Raw genomic sequence first — 16,965 nt, forward strand, 5'->3', positions numbered from 1 at the left:
CAGGCATCATCAGTTAGGTTGCCTCGCCAGTGCCAGCGCTAATCGGCGACAGGCTGCACTAACCCTAAGCTGATCAATTGGCCTAATAAATGGCAGATATCCCGCCTGATACTTTGCCTACTGGCGCCCGTAAAAAAAGCCATTAAGGTATCAATAATTTCCTCTTGGCATAGCGCCTCATGCTGCAGCAGCGCCCATACGGCTCTACTCGTCACATTCAAACGATGAATTTCGCCGCCCTCTTTCGCAATGACGAACAGCTCTTCACCCAGTGGGAACTCATGCGCCACCGGGCTGATTTGCCACTTGCGCGCGTCGTTTGCTGCCAGTGCCTGGTTCTGCTTAAACGCCTCCGGCTCCGTTTGGCGACGATACGAATTCATCGCCACACCACCGTCAAGCAACCCATTGCTATCTATCTCAGCTGCCAGCCACGTTGCCGCTTCATAAGCATCTCGATAGCGGATTAAAAAACATGGTAAATCTTTTAAGAGTGGCAAAAAGCGCTCAATCAACGCCTGATCCGACTCATGCTCAGCGAAATTCTGCTGCAACAACTGCCATAATCCATCTCCCGGCTGCAGACGAACCAGCTGTGGCTCACTGAGCGATTCATCACGCTCAATAAGCAGTACGGCGCCTAACGGACAACGCACCCCATGCGGTGCCAACTGCTGCTCGTTTAGCGCCAGATAACCATAGCGATCGTCATGAGGCCCTAGATGGTCGGCAACAAACTGATGGAACTCCGGTGCAAACGCCTCCGGCAACGGCAAGCGCAGTCTAGGTGCAACGCCCAGTGCTATCCCTTCACCACAGCGAGTGATTGCCAGCACATCGTCGCCGAACACCCGATAACCAGCCGCGGCAAACGCCGCCGTGAGCGTGCTTTTTCCCGCTCGATGGCTATTTGGGAATATGAATAGCTGTTGATTAACCTCTACCGCCCCACAGTGAAGCCCAATATGCTCAGGGTGATGGCGCAGATAAGCCCCTGCTAAATCAGCAATCACGCTACATGCGGTTCCTGCTGGCGTATCTAATAACATACCTTCCGGCAGAGCCGGTGCTTCTTGCCAGTAACCATTAGGATGCCGCCAAACACAAATAGAGGGTATGTTCTGCTGAAACTCACAGGGCGTTAGCCGCCAACCTGGCATGGCTTGATGAATCACTGGCAGTAGCTGCTCTGCATCAATCAAGCGTATACAAGGACCAACATTTTCCAGCGCATAATCGACAGCTATCGAGGTGGTAGACACAGCACCTCTCCCTTACCAGCGAGGTAATAAGCGGCTTATGCGAATCTCAATCACAGCGCCTCCATCCCAACGAGAGCGTTGTGGCCGAGCGTAGTAAGGACGTGAATGCCTGGGTTTAGAATAATGGGGTCTTGAATGGCTATGTCTTGAATAGCTATGTCTTGAATAGCTATGTCTTGAATGGCTTGGTCTTGAATGGCTATGTCTTGAATAGCGGGGTCTCGAATAGCTGGTCCGCGAGTAACGTGAACGGGAATGGTGATGTTCACGCGCTTCAGCTTGCCCTATAGAGGACAGCGTCGGGGCCACGTAAAGTGCAGCGGCACCAAGCCCTAAGCTTGCTAGCACTTGACGTCGTGAACGCCGTTTATTCAGCAGGGAATCGGCTTCATTGCTCATATCAGCACTCCGGATTAATCGCTAGAAAGGTTATAAAACACTGTTTTAAAAACAATCCTAGCCTCGAAGCGCACAGCAAACTACTGACTGAGCGTCACTTTCCCATTGTTTACTTTTTTTAACCACACTCAGCGCTTTGTGGAAACATTATGCAGTTGTACTAATTTGCCAACCATTACGGCCAGCACTCTTTACTCGGTAAAGCGCTTTATCAGCAGCTTTATAGGCATCTGAAAGGGTGGCTTCCCCGGCGATAAAGCGCGCGGCACCAATACTCAAGGTTACCCTTTCATTGTGCGGATGCGTGGGGTGTTTGAAAGCAGCCTGCTCTAAAACAGACGTCAATTGATCACAGTAGCGAATCAACAGCGTGTCATCATCACAAGGCAAAACTGCGGCAAACTCATCTCCCCCTAATCGGTACAGTTTTGCCTCTGCTCCCAGTACATATTTCAACAGACTGGCTAGGCGCCGTAACAGTTGATCTCCCTCTGGGTGCCCCAATGAATCGTTGTACTGCTTAAAGAAGTCGATATCGACCAAGATTACAGCAAGCACAGCCCCTTCTTTGGCAACGACATCCTGATGCAACGCACTGCGGTTACCTATCCCCGTCAGCGGATCGCGCATCGCTTGTTGCATCCAAGCGATGGTTTGCTTAGTGGCGCGCTCTGTACGCCGCAACTGACGCTCATGCATTACCCAAAACAGCAGCCCTAGCGCAAAAATCACCATGCTCGAATAGGTAAGGATCTGATTATATCGCCGAGTGCTTTCAGAAAACTCGTTAATTGCCATACCGCGTAGGTCGAGCTGGCTCATCTCAATGCTCGTTAAACAGCCAATTGGGCCCAACAGTTCAGCCGCGGCATCAAACGGTGTCACGGAAGTTTCTTTAAGGCGCTCAGTTAGTAGATTTAAGGTTTGTAAACTCGACTGGGTACAGCTATACCTTTGACGATACACCTCAACATCAATTAATCCATAGGCAAGATCGAGATTAAGTTTAACCGCTTGTCGCTGCTCATCATCCAAGGGCTGCCCGCTTAACAAATGTTGCTGGGCAAGCTGTAAATATCCCCGTGACCGGGTAGCTAGCTGCTGCCCTGTCAAATTGCCCGTCTGGCTGAAGTAAGCCTGTATTTCTGGGTATACCCAGCGCGCCTCATAAACAATAATCACCATTAATGCCATAAAACTCATAAGGCTCAATGATAACCACGTTACATAGCGACGCTTCCTAGTTAAAGGAGCGGGCACTGGCAATGGCACAGCAGGTGGAGAAGGCGGCGGCTCAATGATCACCAACGGGCCTCAATACTTCGAATCATCCATATCCAGTCGTTGAATTCACGTAGGCTCTTGATATCACGCTGATCATTATAAGCCTGATCAACCAGTCGCAATGGCCCCCGAGAACGCAATGTCAGTGGCTCTCCATCCTCTGCCGTGACCATTAACCACTTCGGATCATCCCAGCCACCTAACGTCACTTCGTAACCATCCCATGTCGTAAAGTGCAATGCGGGAGGAACTTCGCCAAACTGGTTTATGAGAAAGCGACGAAATTCAAGCCCATGCATTTCTACTTCTCGGCCTTGAAAAGGATCAAATACTGGCGAGTTAACCGTAGATTGTTGGCGCAACTCGTTAAGCGCGAGTGCAGTGTGTTTTTCACCATTAATGACGTTTAATGCGTGAGCATAGACCGGCACTGATAGCCAGCTAAGTAATAGTAGAATACAGGCAACACTTGCTTTGGGATAATGATGAGCGCAACAGCGTATGGCAACGATTGAACTAGCAGCATTCATGGCAAATGGCTTCCTTGCGGTACAATGCCTTATTGTACAACCAGGTACTTTACCAGACGATTAACTCGAATACTCGAAAACATAGTTTTAATTAATAAAAAAGCCGACCCAAATGGGTCGGCAACAGGAAGCTCGCTGTTAAAAGCAAACTCCCTCCCCTGACGACTGTCACCATAACGGCGTTAATGCTTTTTGCGCTCATCCTTACGGAGATGGTCGCGCACGATAAAGCCTACCCAACCAATCATAAAAGCAATCATTAACGCGACAGTAACTAGACCAAAAATAACAGCATCATCCCAATACATGGTGATCCCCTCCTGCCGTGATGTATGACGCCATCCTAGTGCGTTAATCGCGGCAGGAAGCTGACCTGGGTCAAGCTTTTCAGCGGGGTTATTTGCGGCCCATCAGGAACTTGATATGGGTCATTTTTTAGCGCTCAACACTAACCGTTAAAGCACTTTTCGATCTTCTACTTTGCTGTGCTCGGTTCCCGGCGGTAGAGGATGGCCTTTAGCCAGCTCTGCGCGAGTTGCTTCACGCACCTCCAGCACGTTGACTTGGTAGCGAAGCGTATGGCCTGCCAGCGGATGATTTGTATCGACCGTTACCATGTCCCCATCAATACTCATCACCGTGACAATTTGCGGGCCTGCTTCACCTTCTGTTTGGAAACGGCTACCGGGTTCAAGCGCTGCGCTGCCAAACGATGCACGACTCACCTGTTGCACCAAGTCTTCATTACGGATGCCATAGGCATCAGCAGGTGCCAGCGTGACACGCAGCTCATCTCCAGCAGCTTTATCTTCTAGCGCGCTCTCTAAACCAGGCAAAATATTATCGTGCCCATGAAGGTACTCTAAGGGCTTATCACGCGCATTGGAGTCATCTAATACGCGGGTACTGCCATCGCTAAGCACATCGCTTAACACGTAGTGTAAAGTGACTACTTGATGGGCTGTAATCGACATTGAAAACTCCTCTCCGGTAAGCTATCGGCTTTGTCATGGATATCAGGCCTAGTTTACCACTGAGCAGTTTTTAGCGGGCCTCGATGCAGACGTTTTCTTTCCTGGAGTGTTAACCAATATGCCCACCCCAACTCCCCAGCGCAGCTGGCTGGATGCGCTTGGTATTTACTGTCGTGCGCCTGTCATCACCATGCTGTTTCTAGGTTTTTCTGCAGGCTTACCTTTTTTGCTGGTGTTTTCCACGTTGTCTGCATGGCTACGCAGTGACGGCGTTGAAGTGGCCGCCATTGGCTTCTTCGCTTGGATTGGCATGCTCTACTCAATCAAGTTTTTTTGGGCGCCTATCGTTGACCGACTTGCCCTGCCGATCTTAACCCACACGTTTGGTCAGCGGCGTGGCTGGATGCTGCTTGCCCAGGGGATGATTGCGGCAGGATTGATTGGCTTGGCGGGAGTCAGTCCAGTAGGCAACCTAGGCTGGGTAGCCGCCTTTGCGCTGCTGGTCGCCTTTGGCTCGGCCACCCAGGATATTGCCATTGACGCGTATCGCATCGAATCCGCCGATGACGATGTACAAGCAGCGATGGCCTCTACTTACATTATCGGTTACCGGGGGGGGCTGTTAGCGGCAGGTGCAGGAGCGCTGTATGTGGCATCGGCGATTTCCTGGAACGCAGCGTACCTGTGTATGGCGGCGCTTGTGGGCATTGGCGTACTCACCGTACTGATTCGTCCAGAACCAAAGCGCGCATCACTGACGGTTCAGCTCATTCACGAACCCAAGGTACGCGCCTTCATTCGTGCCAGCCGTGGCCAACCGAAAGTGTTGCGACGCCTAGGGGCTTGGGTGATTGGTGCCATTGTGTGCCCTTTCACCGACTTCTTCCGCCGCTATGGGGTGAAGGCGTTGGGCATTTTAGTATTTATCGCGGTGTTCCGAATTAGCGACCTTGCCATGGCCTCTATGGCAAATCCGCTCTACATCGATTTAGGCTTTTCACTGGCCACTATCGCCAACGTGACCAATATTTTTGGTATTGCCATGAGTATTACGGGAGGCGTTCTTGGCGGCTTGCTGGTTGCGCGCTACGGTATTGGACCACTGCTGATCATTGGTGCAGGTTTTGTCATGTTGACCAATCTGCTGTTTGCCGCATTAGCGTTGATAGGTAACCAACTCCCCATGTTGGTCGTCACTATTATTGGCGATAATCTTGCCAATGGCTTAGCCAGCGCCGTCTTTATTGCGTTTCTTTCCAGCTTAACCTCGCGTGCTTATACCGCCACCCAATACGCACTGTTTTCGTCGCTGATGACGTTACCAGGGAAGTTTCTGAGCGGTTTTGGCGGGCTGGTCGTCACGGCTCAGGGGTACGCCACCTTCTTCGTAGTGGCTACCCTGCTCGGCTTACCCGCCATTCTGCTAGCTATCTGGATCAGCCGAGATAAGCAGCTGGTGCCTACCCCAGTGATTGCAGAAGCAAAATAAAGCTATCGGTGGTCAGCCAACCACGCCAGCGCACCTGGCGTGGTGCGCCACTGGTCACGCATCAAGGTACGATATTGCCACGCTTCCGCACGGGAGCCAGGATCAACTTGCCCATCCGCATGAGGCATTGAAGGTCGCGGGTTCTCAGCACATAACAGCTCAAGCGCATAGCGGTTATGACTGATCACGTCTGCCAGTGCAGCTTCCGCAGCATCGTGCTTTTCCAAGCGATACAGCGCCAGCGTACGGCCCATTAATAGCCCCAACTCTAATGAGCCATCGTCTTTTTGGGGCTCATCCGTAAGCGCTAGCGCTTCTTCATTGCGGTCATCACGCAGCAATTGGTCGAGTACCAGCTCTCTTAAGCCAAGGCTATCTTCCTGGTCTATGGCTAACAGCTCTTCGGCTAACTCGCGGGAGTGCTGGCGCGCTCCGCGTTCCATACCAACTACCAGTGCAAGACCGGTTCTCAGCAGCATGGCGTTATCGGCATCATCCCAACACAGGTTGCCATCACCTGCCGCACGGGCCTGTTCAAGCCAGCGAGAAAGACGCAGTGCTAGTGGTTCCAACAGGCTCGGCGCCATCCACGGTAGGCTGCCAAAGCGGCTGGTCAGTGCTAGCGTTACATCTTGCACTACCTGGGGCGCATCCAACCATTCTGGGTGGGCACATAGTTCAGACATCCACTCTATCGCGTTGCCCCACGGGTCATCGCGAAAGCCCAAGGCGATCTCTTCATCGACCATGACTTGAAACTGTTCGTGCCAAGCCGCAAACAGGGTTTCTTCACGAGCAGTGGTGGTGTAGTGCAACCTACCGGAATCGGCATCTTGCTTAATGGTAAGCTTCGGTGCGACAGGGAGTGCCGCCAACAGCGCCTGTAGCGATACCAGCGGCGTTGCCATATCTTCTTCGGCGCTCAACAACTGGTCGGCCAAAGTGGCACCAGGATTTTCAGCCAGCGCGGCCAGGAATTCGAGCTGCTCTTCATCTAAGTCGCCCTGGCGAACCAAACGACGGTACCAGAAGTTAGCACGCTCTTTAGCCTCGGCCTCATGACCTTCATGCAGCAGCAACATGGCCTCGATATAGGCGAGCGTCGGTGAATCCGGGAGCGCCTGCTGGGCTTTTACGAACGCAGCGCGGGCGCTGTCCAAGTCGTCGTTATCCAGGTGCATTAGGCACAACCGCTCAAGCGCCACGCCGCGCAAAAACAGCGGGCCACGCTCCATAACATCATCGAGCAGATCAGCACGCTTACGGGTAAAGCCACGTTCTTGATAGATATCTAACAGAATTTCAAATGCAGGCTCAGCCTGCTCCGGCAGCCGCGACCAATCACTGCCGTCGAACAGTGACTCAAGAATCTGCATTGAACGACCGGTTTGACCACTTTCAGCAGCAATTAATCCGGCTTCTAATAACGCCTGGGCAGGTGCTTGCTGGCTTTCCAGCGCCGCTTTCAGCGTAGCGCCTTTCCACTCACGCAGGGAAAGCATCCACATCATCTGCTCAGGAATATCCGTGGGGAAGTCAACGCGGTAGCAGCACTGTTTGAATTTACGCCCTGAATCACACCAGCAAGGCTCGTTACGCCCTGGAGTAGCCAACGGCTCATTAGCAAAATTCAGCCGCTCCAGCGGCGTTTGCGACCATAAAATAGGCGCAAGCGCCTGGGCAGTCGCCACATCGCCATTAAATGAATCTGCGCCTTCGGCACGTACCCAGGTCATAAAATCGGGGTAGTGTTCCTGTTTCCTGATTGCCGAGAGTGCCCCAGAGGCAAATCCCAGCAGTTGATCGACCCATACCGCCAGCATTGCCGTCTCCACTGTCTTCAAAACGCGATTGAAAAGCGCAATAGTCTAGCATGACAGGCGGCGCTCCCGCAGCGGCAATTAGTTAGCGACTACGCGCCCAGGCTAGCAGTGGCTCGGTTCGGCTATGCATATCAAGACGCGCTTGCAGACGTACTAAGTTCCAGTAGTGCCCATTCAGTGCCCGAGAAAGCAGTAAGGTATCTGCAGGCGGTTGCAGGCGATCCATGGCAGCCCACACTTTTGGTGTTAACTCACGCAGTCGGCGGTGTACCCGCACGTCGCTGAAGTCCTGCTCGCCAGGTAAGAATAGTGGTGACACGCACTCAGCGGATTCTCGATAAAGCGCCAGCGGCGCGCCCTGCCCCTGGCGGCCGCCCATTTTCATTAACGCCTCATCCATGGCCATCGGGTCTTGCGCCAGGGTGGCATCCAATAGCTGCATCATGGCTTTTAGGCGCGCTTCAGGCACAGGAATTACTGCACCAAAATCGTAGATGATCAGGCGACCTTCCGCATCCGCCGCGAAGTTACCGGCGTGTGGGTCGGCATGCAGCTCACCGTAGGTAAACAGCTCCTCGGTAATCCAATCAGCCAACGCCACGGCCACTTTCTGACGAGTGCCATCATCGGTGCTTTCTAAATCCCGCAGCGGTGTACCGCCTACAAAACGCATAGCCAGGACGTGCTGGCCAGATAACTCAAACAGTGGTTCGGGTATGACCAAATGAGGATTATCCTGATACCGCTCGCGATAGCGAGCCAGCGCTCGTGCTTCGGCGTGATAATCCAACTCTTCACGCAGCCCCGCCGCTAACTCTTCAAACAGCGCATCCAAACGCGCTTGAGGCACTTTGAACCAGCGGCCCAAGCTCATGATCCTCTTGACCTGCTTCAGATCGCTTTCCAATACATCCGCAAGCCCAGGGTACTGCACTTTCAGCACCACGGTTTCACCTGTATGGGTGACCGCTTTATGCACCTGCCCCATGGAAGCACTGGCAAACGAGCGCTCCTCTATATCGCTAAAGTACTGATCAATATTGCCGTATTGCAGTACCAACGCTTCACGGATACGCGGCCAAGGCATTGGCTCTGCTTGACGCTGCAAGCGAGCAAGCTCATTAGCCAGGTCGGGGGGCAGCAGGTCATCCCACTGGGACATAATTTGCGCCAGCTTCATGGCCGGGCCTTTCAGCTCCGAAAGCCCTTCAAACAGCGCTTCACCCAGCGCCCGCCAATCCGCTTGGCCACCTAAACGAGTTTTCAGCAGCGCCCCGCCCGTGCGAGCACCCAGCCCCAATAAACGTCGTGTTCTACCGCGCTCGCGCATGGAAACCGCCTCATTAATTGCTTTTTGACAGCTTACTCAATTCGTTAATTTTATACAAAAACTATACACAACAATAAATTCATCCATTTACAAAACAACTCACTAGCCACCTAACACAAGCTAGACGCTAACCTGCTGCGGGTTCTGCTAAGATGGCAGCTTGTTGTTACCAGACAGGGCTAGACACTGTATGCGCTTGATTATCGCCGAGAAACCCAGCCTTGCACGGGCCATAGCCGACGCGCTGCCCGGCAACGCAAAACGCCAGGATGGCGCTATGGTCTGCGGCGACACCACCGTCACTTGGTGCCTAGGCCACTTACTAGAACAAGCCCCGCCCGAAGCTTACGACCCTGTCGATAAACAGTGGCGCCTGGATCGGCTGCCCATTGTGCCGCAGCAGTGGAAACTGATGCCGCGCCCCAAGGTACGCGGGCAACTGGCAGTGATTCGCAAGCTGATTAAGCAGGCCACTAGCGTTGTGCACGCCGGCGATCCGGACCGCGAAGGCCAGCTACTGGTGCAGGAAGTGATCGAGTACATGAAGTATCGCGGCCCCGTTCAAAGGCTGCTGATCAGCGACCTTAACAAACCCGCCGTGAGCCGAGCACTTGCCAAGCTGCGCTCCAATGCGGAATACCAGCCGCTGTTTCAAGCGGCCCAGGCACGCTCGCGTGCTGACTGGCTTTACGGTATTAATTTAACCCGCGCCTGGACACTCACCGGCCGCCAAGCGGGACATGATGGCGTGCTTTCCGTTGGCCGTGTGCAAACACCGGTACTCGGATTGATCGTGCGCCGCGACAATGCCATTCGTGATTTCAAGCCTCACCCGTTTTACCCGCTATGGGTGGATTTGCAGGTGGCCCAGGGCCAGCTGCGCGCCTGGTGGGCACCCAAAGCGCCCCAGCCTTTAGATGAACAAGGGCGGCTGATCGATCGCACCCCCGCTGATGCCTTAGCAGCGCAACTTCCCGGCGCACGGGGCACCCTAACCATGCTCGATCAACAGGAAAAGCGCCAAGCGCCGCCGCTACCCTATTCGCTTTCCGCGTTACAAGTAGACGCCGCGCGTCGCCACGGGCTCTCCGCACAGATGGTGCTGGATATTTGCCAGCGGCTTTATGAACAGCACAAATTAATTACCTACCCCCGCTCCGACTGCCGCTACCTGCCCGAAGAGCATCTAGCGCTGGCTCAGGGTAGTTTAAATAGCGCCTGCCAGAACGATGCTACGCTGCGTCAATGGCTGAGCGGTGCTGACTTTTCCTTGCGCTCAAAAGCCTGGAACGACAAACAGGTGGGCGCACACCATGCCCTAGCACCCACCGGTAAGCCCGCGGACTTTAGCCAACTTTCCGCTACCGAAGGCCATGTGTTGCGGTTAATTGTGCGTAATGTGATGGCGCAGTTTTATCGGCCGCTGCGCACCTTTGAGGTGAAAGCAGAGTTCACCCTGCTGGATGAAGCGTTTCGTGCCCGTGGCCAGAGCATTCTTGATCACGGCTGGAAGCCACTCTTCACCACCCGCGACGAAACTCCACCACTGCCGCCGCTTACCCAGGGAGAAGCCTGCCAAGCGCTGGGCGCAGGCGTTGAGGAGAAAGAAACTCGCCCGCCGGAACCGTTCACTGATGCCAGCTTGATTAAAGCGATGATGAACATTGGCCGCTACGTAGATGACCCTAACGTGCGTCGCACGCTACGTGACACTGATGGCCTTGGCACCGAAGCAACCCGCGCAGGTATTATTGAAACGCTGGTGCAGCGTGGCTACTTGGTGCGCCAGCAAAAAGCTCTGCGTGCCACCAAGCTTGGCTGTGCGCTGATTGCCGCTTTGCCCAGCGCCGTAAGCACGCCAGAACGCACCGCCCTATGGGAGCAGCGGCTTCGGGCGATCTCAGAACAACAGGATGACCCCGGCGCGTTTCAGCAAGCACTCCTGGATGATCTACGGGGCCTGCTCACCCACAGCGATGCCGCCAAGCTGAGACACAGCCTACAGACCGCTCAAGGTGAAGCCGGAGGCCCGGCAAAACGCTCAGCCAAGCCAAGAAAAAGTTATTCGAAAAGGAAAAGTACCGGGGCCAGGAAGAAGATGAGCTGATGAGCATTTAATCAATGCGCAGCGCTTAACTTGTGTTGAACATCCAGCAGGCAGCTTAGCGTTATTTGTAGTTACTACAGGCAAGATAACGGTATAAAATTTATTCCATTATCTCAGTCCGATAACGAGCACAGCCCACCCGGCACTGCCAATACCCAATCACGAATAGCCAGAACCGTCGGATCATGCCGTCGGCTTTCTGGGTAAACCAAAAAGAACGGCTTGCCTTCAAATTCCGGGCCAAAGGGCTGCACTAAGCGCCCTTCCTCCAACTCATCTTGAATCAACTGACGACTCATCAGCGCCACACCCTGCGCACCAACAGCGGCCGAAATAACGTGGGTTTCATCAGAAAAAACCAACCCGGCACTTACGTCCAGTCCAGGAACTTTTGCCAACTTCTGCCAAACGCTCCAATCCAGTGGCGAAGACACCGCCCCTGGACTGCGGAAATGGATAAGCGAGTGCCCAGGCAGCTGCGCTATATCGTGCAAGCCTAGGTAGGGACTACACGCCGGGATAAAGGTGTTATCCAACAGTTTCTCTGCTACCAACCCAGGCCAACGGCCATCGCCATAACGAACGGCAAGGTCCGCCGTCACCCCGTCCAGAGCAACCGGCTCATGTGTCGCGTGGATACGCAGATCAATATCGGGATGCGCATCACGCAGCATACATACCCAAGGTAGCAACCAGCGCACCGCAATAGCTGGCGTTGTAGACAGCGTAATGGTTTGGCGAACAGGTACAGCGCTTAATCGCTCGACCGCACTACTGATACTGTCAAAGGCTGTTTCCAGCACTTGCTGAAGTTCACGGCCTTGAGCGGTTAGCTCCAATTGACGCGGCTTACGCAGAAAGAGAGGGACACCCAGCGCCTCTTCAAGCCCCCGAACCTGATGACTAATAGCGGTAGCGGTAACCGACAGCTCTTGTGCAGCCTGCTTGGCGCTTTCATGGCGGGCAGCCGCTTCAAAAGCGCGAAGCGACGCAAGAGAGGGCAACCGACGATGACCCATAAATGAATTCACCTCATCTATAACAGCAAGAAAAGATCGTTTGTTTGGGTTTATATGACCAGACTAAGCTGAGCCCGTTGTTAATCATAGATGAGTTCAGCTCAGATTAGGAGGCTATTACCATGGCACATATACTGCACATAGACGCTAGCGCTCGGCCCGGTATTGCTGGAAAAGATAACCACGGCTCTCACAGCCGCCATTTGACCCATCAGTTTGTCAGTCAGTGGCAATTTGGCCGACCGCAAGACACGCTCACCTATCGCGATATAGGCCAAAACCCGCCATCTATTATTAACCATGACTGGATTGCGTCTGCCTTCACCTCCGCAGAGCGTCGAGAAAACTGGATGGAGAAGGCACTGACAGAGAGCGATCAACTGATTGATGAATTAATTGCCGCTGATATTGTGGTGATTGGAACGCCGCTCTACAACTTCGGTATGCCTGCTGCCCTGAAAGCTTGGATTGACCAAGTCGTGCGGCCCGGTCGAACCGTCGATATCGATGAGTCGAATCAGATCGAACCCTATATACCTAAGCTCGCAGATCGAGAGAGGCATGCTGTTGTTCTTACCGCTAGGGGCGGAATAGGCTTCGACCCAGGTGGTGAGATGGCTCATATGAATCATTTGGAACCAAATCTAGCCACAGCGCTTGGCTTTATTGGCATTACCCGTGTCCACTACATCGCTATCGAAGGCCAGGAGGTTGGTGGCGAGCTGCTAGCAGCTTCGGTGAATAAGGCGTTAGCTAAGGTTGCAGCTCTGGTAGAGGCGTTACAGGAAACGGTGGAGGTCACTCCACTTGCCTCACCGGCCTAAATATCAAGTGAAGTAGAACGCTGCCAAGCGCTGTTTTGTGCTTCCCACATCAATGAGGCTGGCTATTATTTGTTAGCTTTCCGTACCCGTGATCAACACGCGCTTGGTCATGGGTAATAGCTGACTATATTAGCCACCGGCAATCATCATATTACCGACTAAACCGAGCAAAAAGCCTGTAACTGCCCCCACTGCGGGCATGCTTTTATGTGCAAGCTTAGATTCTGGTGCAATATCCTGGAAAACTAAGTAAAGAATTCCCGCACTAGCAAACAGCATTAAAGCGCCCATCAACTCCTCATACTGAGACAGCAAATAATACCCTGTGGCGGCAGAGGCAGGACCTACTAACGCTAAACCGCTAAAAGCCAGCACAATTTTATTTGCTGAGAGTTGAGAGTTACTACTTAACTCCTCAAAGGCATTAAACCCTTCCGGTAAGTTTTGCAAAACCATCAGCAACGCCAACAAAAAGCCAGCACTTCCTCCCGAGGCAAAGGCCGCTCCTAAAGCAATGGCTTCGGGAACAAAATCAGAAAGCATTGCGACCAGTTGACCAACAGAACTGTTCAGCCTACTTAAAAAAGTATCCAACAGATAGAAACACACTCCTCCCGCAGCAAAACACAGCGCCGCGAATACAGGAGAAAGCTTGCCCGCCCCTTCAGGGACTAGCACCAAAGCGACTGCCGATATAAGCGCTCCCCCGCCAAAAGCAACAATAAAATGCCGCCATGCAGTACCTAAGAAATAGGGATGCACAAGATCAAGTCGAGCAAGCAATGCCCCCGTGGGCATTGCCGCACCAGCCAGCAATGATAATAATAAGATATAGGTAATTTCAGTCATTGATATTGGCTATCACTTTTCTTAAAGACCTCGATTTTCCAGCCATTCGATCGGCCTTGCAAACTCATCGCCCCTTAAGCGCCGCCTCAATCTCAGCAATGTCGATTTTTTTCATTTGCATCATCGCATCAAATGCACGCTTAGCGGTGTTAGGGTCGGGATTGGTAATCGCGTTCATTAGTACCGCTGGTGTTATCTGCCAAGATATACCCCATTTATCCTTACACCAGCCGCAGGCACTTTCTTCACCACCGTTGCTAACAATGGCATGCCAATAGTGATCCGTTTCAGCTTGATCATTCGTTGAGACTTGAAAAGAGAACGACTCATTGTGTGTGATCGCAGCTCCACCGTTAAGCCCAAGGCACGGAATGCCCATCACGGAAAACTCAACGGTTAATACATCCCCTTGTTTACCTGTGGGAAAGTCTCCCGGCGCATAATGAACAGCCTTGACGAACGAATCGGGAAAGGTATCCGCGTAAAAGCGTGCAGCCTCTTCCGCGCTACCATCGTACCAAAGGCAAATAGTGTTCTTTGCAAAGCTTGTCATGAGGATTCTCCAAGTTATGCGGACCTAATTGCACCTAGGTTTTCAGCTTAACGCATCTGATCTGCTTCGCCAGAGAGGATTTAAGAGGGTGAAATGCAGTGGCGAATGATGAGTGGTAAACAGTTATTGGCTAATGGCAGTAGGGATAGTTTCGTCGTCGCGAAGTGTTAACACTTCGAAACCTGATGAGGTGACAGCAATGGTGTGCTCCCACTGTGCAGACAACTGTTTGTCACTGGTAACCACTGTCCAACCATCTTTTTTGGTTTTTATCTTTGCTTTCCCCTGGTTAACCATCGGTTCTATGGTAAACACCATCCCCTCTTGTAAAGTCAGCCCTTTACCCTTCTTCCCATAGTGCAACACCTGGGGCTCTTCGTGCATTTCTCGGCCAACTCCATGCCCACAATACTCACGAACGATAGAGTAGCCCTGTTTTTCAGCATATTGCTGAATCGCGTAGCCTACATCACCTAACGTTGCGCCAGGCTTAACCGCGTGTATCCCTTGCCACATGGACTCGTAGGTTTTATCAACCAGTCGCTTGGCATAAGGCTTTACATCTCCAAGAAGGTACATCTTGCTTGAATCTGCGATAAATCCGCCCTTCTCTAAGGTAATATCGACATTAACGATATCGCCAGACTTAAGTTTTTGAGTTTCAGATGGAATGCCATGACAAACTACATGGTTAACTGACGCGTTTAACACATACTGATAGCCATACTGGCCCTTGCTGGCAGGACGTGCCTGTAAATGATCAACGATATAACGCTCGGCCCAATGGTTAATATCCATCGTGGAGATACCGGGCACTATTTGTTTATCGAGATAACTGAAAACTGAGGCGAGTAGCCGCCCAGCCTCGCGCATTACGCGCAGTTCCTCTGCACTTTTCAGCGTTACCTTAGCCACCAATCACCTTCCTTAAATCGACATCGGCTTGCTGCATTTGGTCACGCATAATTTCAGAGAAGGTCATGCTCGGATTAGCCTCCGCGAGCATCCCGACTTTTATCCAATATTCAGCCTGCGCATTGATGGAACGCACCATCACCGAACTAGCCCTGCGTACGTCTTCGTGTAGCTGATCATTAATTTTCACGATTCCCATAGCGCTCTCTCAGAATATACAAAACAAACATGAAACATATACGAATCATATATCAACCAACGTTGAGCGACAAGCTTCCCTGCCATTAGCGCAGCAGGTCCCACCCATGCAGAGCGCCGGATTAGCCGGGTTTGGCAGTAACGTTATTGAGGCATAGCGAGCTACTTAATTCTCGCCTTATCCCAGCGCTTGAAGCGCACGGCGCAAATGCTGGGCTAGATGGTTAGGGTGAACATTAGTCAACGACACAGAATCACACTGCTGGAAATGACAAAACTGTGTAATGGCTTCCACAAAAGCCGTGGCGACGAGACATTCATCAAACCTATGTGGTTCAAAATGTAAAAACTTGATCTCTAAATGGCGTTTTTTTCGATGGACTTTACAATCCATTCGCCCAATAAAGGCATCGCGATAAAGTAGCGGCAGGCAAAAATAGCCATACTGACGTTTGGCTTCGGGCACATAGCATTCCAATTGATAGTTATATTGAAAAAGCGCCTTGAGCCGTTCGCGCTGAATAACACTATTATCGAACGGAGAGAGAATCAGCAGCCGGTTTTTCAACCGGGGTAACGGGCGTTCAAGCGCTCCAGCTTCCACGACAAAGACCTCGCCACTGCTTACCTTTACGCTTTCTAACGTTCCCTGCGCTAACCGTTCGTTTACCAGATTCCTCACTGCATTGCGCAGCTCAGGATTACGCCGCAGATAGGTAAAGCCTTTGAGTGTTGCCAACCCATGGCAGCGGAGTTGCTGGTCGACCATGTGCGTCGCAAACTCTTCCACGCTGGGCATTTGCGTATTGATATGAGATGGAAGTACCCGCTCGGTTAGATCGTAGGTTTTTTGAAAGCCTTCGCGGTCGCTGACCATCAGGTCGCCCTGCATATACAGCTGTTCCAGCGCTTTTTTGGCAGGCGTCCAGTCCCACCAGCCTGAGCGTTTCGTAGCCGTGTTTTCCAAATCTCGAGAGCGCAGCGGGCCATCTGATTCTATGCGAGCCAATAGCTCGCTCATTAGCTTTTTGTCAGGGTTTCTGAACCAGTGCGTTTGGCCACTTTTGATGGTGTGTTTGTAGGGTAACGAAAAGCGAAAATCATCGATAGGTAAAAAAGCAGCCGCATGGGCCCAATATTCAAAGATGTCTCTATTGATCAACAGCTGATGAATCATATCTGGTTTGAACCCAGGCACTCGCGAGTGAACCACATGGTGATGGGCTCTCTCGACCACGGATATAGTGTCGATCTGAACATACCCCAGGTGATTAATCGCGGTACGAGTTCCAGCCAAACCGCGTCCGAACGGCTGAACTTGCAGCAACCCTTGCGCAGCCAGGGCAATGCGACGTAGGCGCGCCAGCGCTTGTGGATGTTCAATTTCAATCATCGTCGTACCTGTCTCA

General features: G+C 52.3%; 17 protein-coding genes. 3 read left to right on the plus strand and 14 right to left on the minus strand.

Annotated features, from left to right (window positions below; genetic code table 11):
* Positions 1-38: 38 nt before the first annotated feature.
* From IR195_RS11640 to IR195_RS11660, 6 genes are all read right to left on the minus strand, one after another.
* Positions 39-1,262, minus strand: coding sequence for a PqqD family peptide modification chaperone (locus IR195_RS11640; RefSeq protein ID WP_206047612.1), 1,224 nt, complete (start codon positions 1,260-1,262; stop codon positions 39-41).
* Between the two features lie 50 nt (positions 1,263-1,312).
* The gene (locus IR195_RS11645; protein ID WP_206047613.1) at positions 1,313-1,531 is read right to left on the minus strand and encodes a hypothetical protein; all 219 of its coding nucleotides are present in this window, start codon (positions 1,529-1,531) and stop codon (positions 1,313-1,315) included.
* Positions 1,532-1,808: 277 nt separating this feature from the next.
* The gene (locus tag IR195_RS11650; protein ID WP_206047614.1) at positions 1,809-2,864 is read right to left on the minus strand and encodes a GGDEF domain-containing protein; all 1,056 of its coding nucleotides are present in this window, start codon (positions 2,862-2,864) and stop codon (positions 1,809-1,811) included.
* Positions 2,865-2,962: 98 nt separating this feature from the next.
* Positions 2,963-3,475 carry a hypothetical protein gene (locus IR195_RS11655; protein ID WP_206047615.1) on the minus strand — a complete coding sequence of 171 codons (513 nt, stop codon included), beginning with the start codon at positions 3,473-3,475 and terminating at the stop codon, positions 2,963-2,965.
* Between the two features lie 182 nt (positions 3,476-3,657).
* Positions 3,658-3,783, minus strand: a complete 126-nt coding sequence (gene ccoM, locus IR195_RS20550) for a cytochrome c oxidase subunit CcoM (protein ID WP_267900570.1) — start codon at positions 3,781-3,783, stop codon at positions 3,658-3,660.
* Between the two features lie 147 nt (positions 3,784-3,930).
* Positions 3,931-4,449 (minus strand): FKBP-type peptidyl-prolyl cis-trans isomerase, encoded by a 519-nt coding sequence (locus tag IR195_RS11660; protein WP_146943686.1) that lies wholly within the window; start codon positions 4,447-4,449, stop codon positions 3,931-3,933.
* Positions 4,450-4,567: 118 nt separating this feature from the next.
* On the opposite strand from IR195_RS11660, the gene IR195_RS11665 reads away from it, so the two are divergent.
* Positions 4,568-5,938 carry an AmpG family muropeptide MFS transporter gene (locus IR195_RS11665; RefSeq protein WP_206047616.1) on the plus strand — a complete coding sequence of 457 codons (1,371 nt, stop codon included), beginning with the start codon at positions 4,568-4,570 and terminating at the stop codon, positions 5,936-5,938.
* Positions 5,939-5,940: 2 nt separating this feature from the next.
* Here the strand turns inward: IR195_RS11665 and IR195_RS11670 are convergent, their stop codons facing one another.
* On the minus strand, positions 5,941-7,761 hold the full coding sequence (locus tag IR195_RS11670; RefSeq protein WP_146943690.1) for an SEC-C domain-containing protein: 1,821 nt from the start codon (positions 7,759-7,761) through the stop codon (positions 5,941-5,943).
* Between the two features lie 82 nt (positions 7,762-7,843).
* Positions 7,844-9,091, minus strand: a complete 1,248-nt coding sequence (locus IR195_RS11675) for an ABC1 kinase family protein (protein WP_206047617.1) — start codon at positions 9,089-9,091, stop codon at positions 7,844-7,846.
* Positions 9,092-9,281: 190 nt separating this feature from the next.
* On the opposite strand from IR195_RS11675, the gene IR195_RS11680 reads away from it, so the two are divergent.
* The gene (locus tag IR195_RS11680) at positions 9,282-11,198 is read left to right on the plus strand and encodes a DNA topoisomerase III (protein ID WP_206047618.1); all 1,917 of its coding nucleotides are present in this window, start codon (positions 9,282-9,284) and stop codon (positions 11,196-11,198) included.
* Between the two features lie 113 nt (positions 11,199-11,311).
* Here the strand turns inward: IR195_RS11680 and IR195_RS11685 are convergent, their stop codons facing one another.
* A complete protein-coding gene (locus IR195_RS11685) occupies positions 11,312-12,217 on the minus strand; it encodes a LysR substrate-binding domain-containing protein (protein ID WP_206047619.1) in 906 nt (301 codons plus the stop codon).
* Positions 12,218-12,339: 122 nt separating this feature from the next.
* Between IR195_RS11685 and IR195_RS11690 the strand changes: the two genes are divergently transcribed.
* Positions 12,340-13,041 (plus strand): FMN-dependent NADH-azoreductase, encoded by a 702-nt coding sequence (locus IR195_RS11690; protein WP_206047620.1) that lies wholly within the window; start codon positions 12,340-12,342, stop codon positions 13,039-13,041.
* A 129-nt stretch (positions 13,042-13,170) separates the two neighbouring features.
* Here the strand turns inward: IR195_RS11690 and IR195_RS11695 are convergent, their stop codons facing one another.
* The 5 genes from IR195_RS11695 to IR195_RS11715 all read right to left on the minus strand — a co-directional run bounded on the left by IR195_RS11695 (position 13,171) and on the right by IR195_RS11715 (position 16,949).
* Positions 13,171-13,890 (minus strand): ZIP family metal transporter, encoded by a 720-nt coding sequence (locus tag IR195_RS11695; protein ID WP_089038558.1) that lies wholly within the window; start codon positions 13,888-13,890, stop codon positions 13,171-13,173.
* 64 nt (positions 13,891-13,954) lie between these two features.
* Complete coding sequence (locus tag IR195_RS11700) at positions 13,955-14,443, minus strand: VOC family protein (RefSeq protein WP_125748685.1); 489 nt, start codon at positions 14,441-14,443, stop codon at positions 13,955-13,957.
* 123 nt (positions 14,444-14,566) lie between these two features.
* The gene (gene map / locus IR195_RS11705; protein WP_206047621.1) at positions 14,567-15,358 is read right to left on the minus strand and encodes a type I methionyl aminopeptidase; all 792 of its coding nucleotides are present in this window, start codon (positions 15,356-15,358) and stop codon (positions 14,567-14,569) included.
* Positions 15,351-15,557 (minus strand): ParD-like family protein, encoded by a 207-nt coding sequence (locus IR195_RS11710; RefSeq protein WP_125748691.1) that lies wholly within the window; start codon positions 15,555-15,557, stop codon positions 15,351-15,353. Before IR195_RS11710 ends, map begins: the two co-directional genes overlap by 8 nt.
* A 177-nt stretch (positions 15,558-15,734) precedes the next feature.
* Positions 15,735-16,949, minus strand: a complete 1,215-nt coding sequence (locus IR195_RS11715; RefSeq protein ID WP_206047622.1) for a winged helix-turn-helix domain-containing protein — start codon at positions 16,947-16,949, stop codon at positions 15,735-15,737.
* Positions 16,950-16,965: the final 16 nt, after the last annotated feature.

The organism is Vreelandella venusta, from assembly GCF_015689495.1.
In the GTDB taxonomy this organism is placed as follows: domain Bacteria; phylum Pseudomonadota; class Gammaproteobacteria; order Pseudomonadales; family Halomonadaceae; genus Vreelandella; species Vreelandella venusta.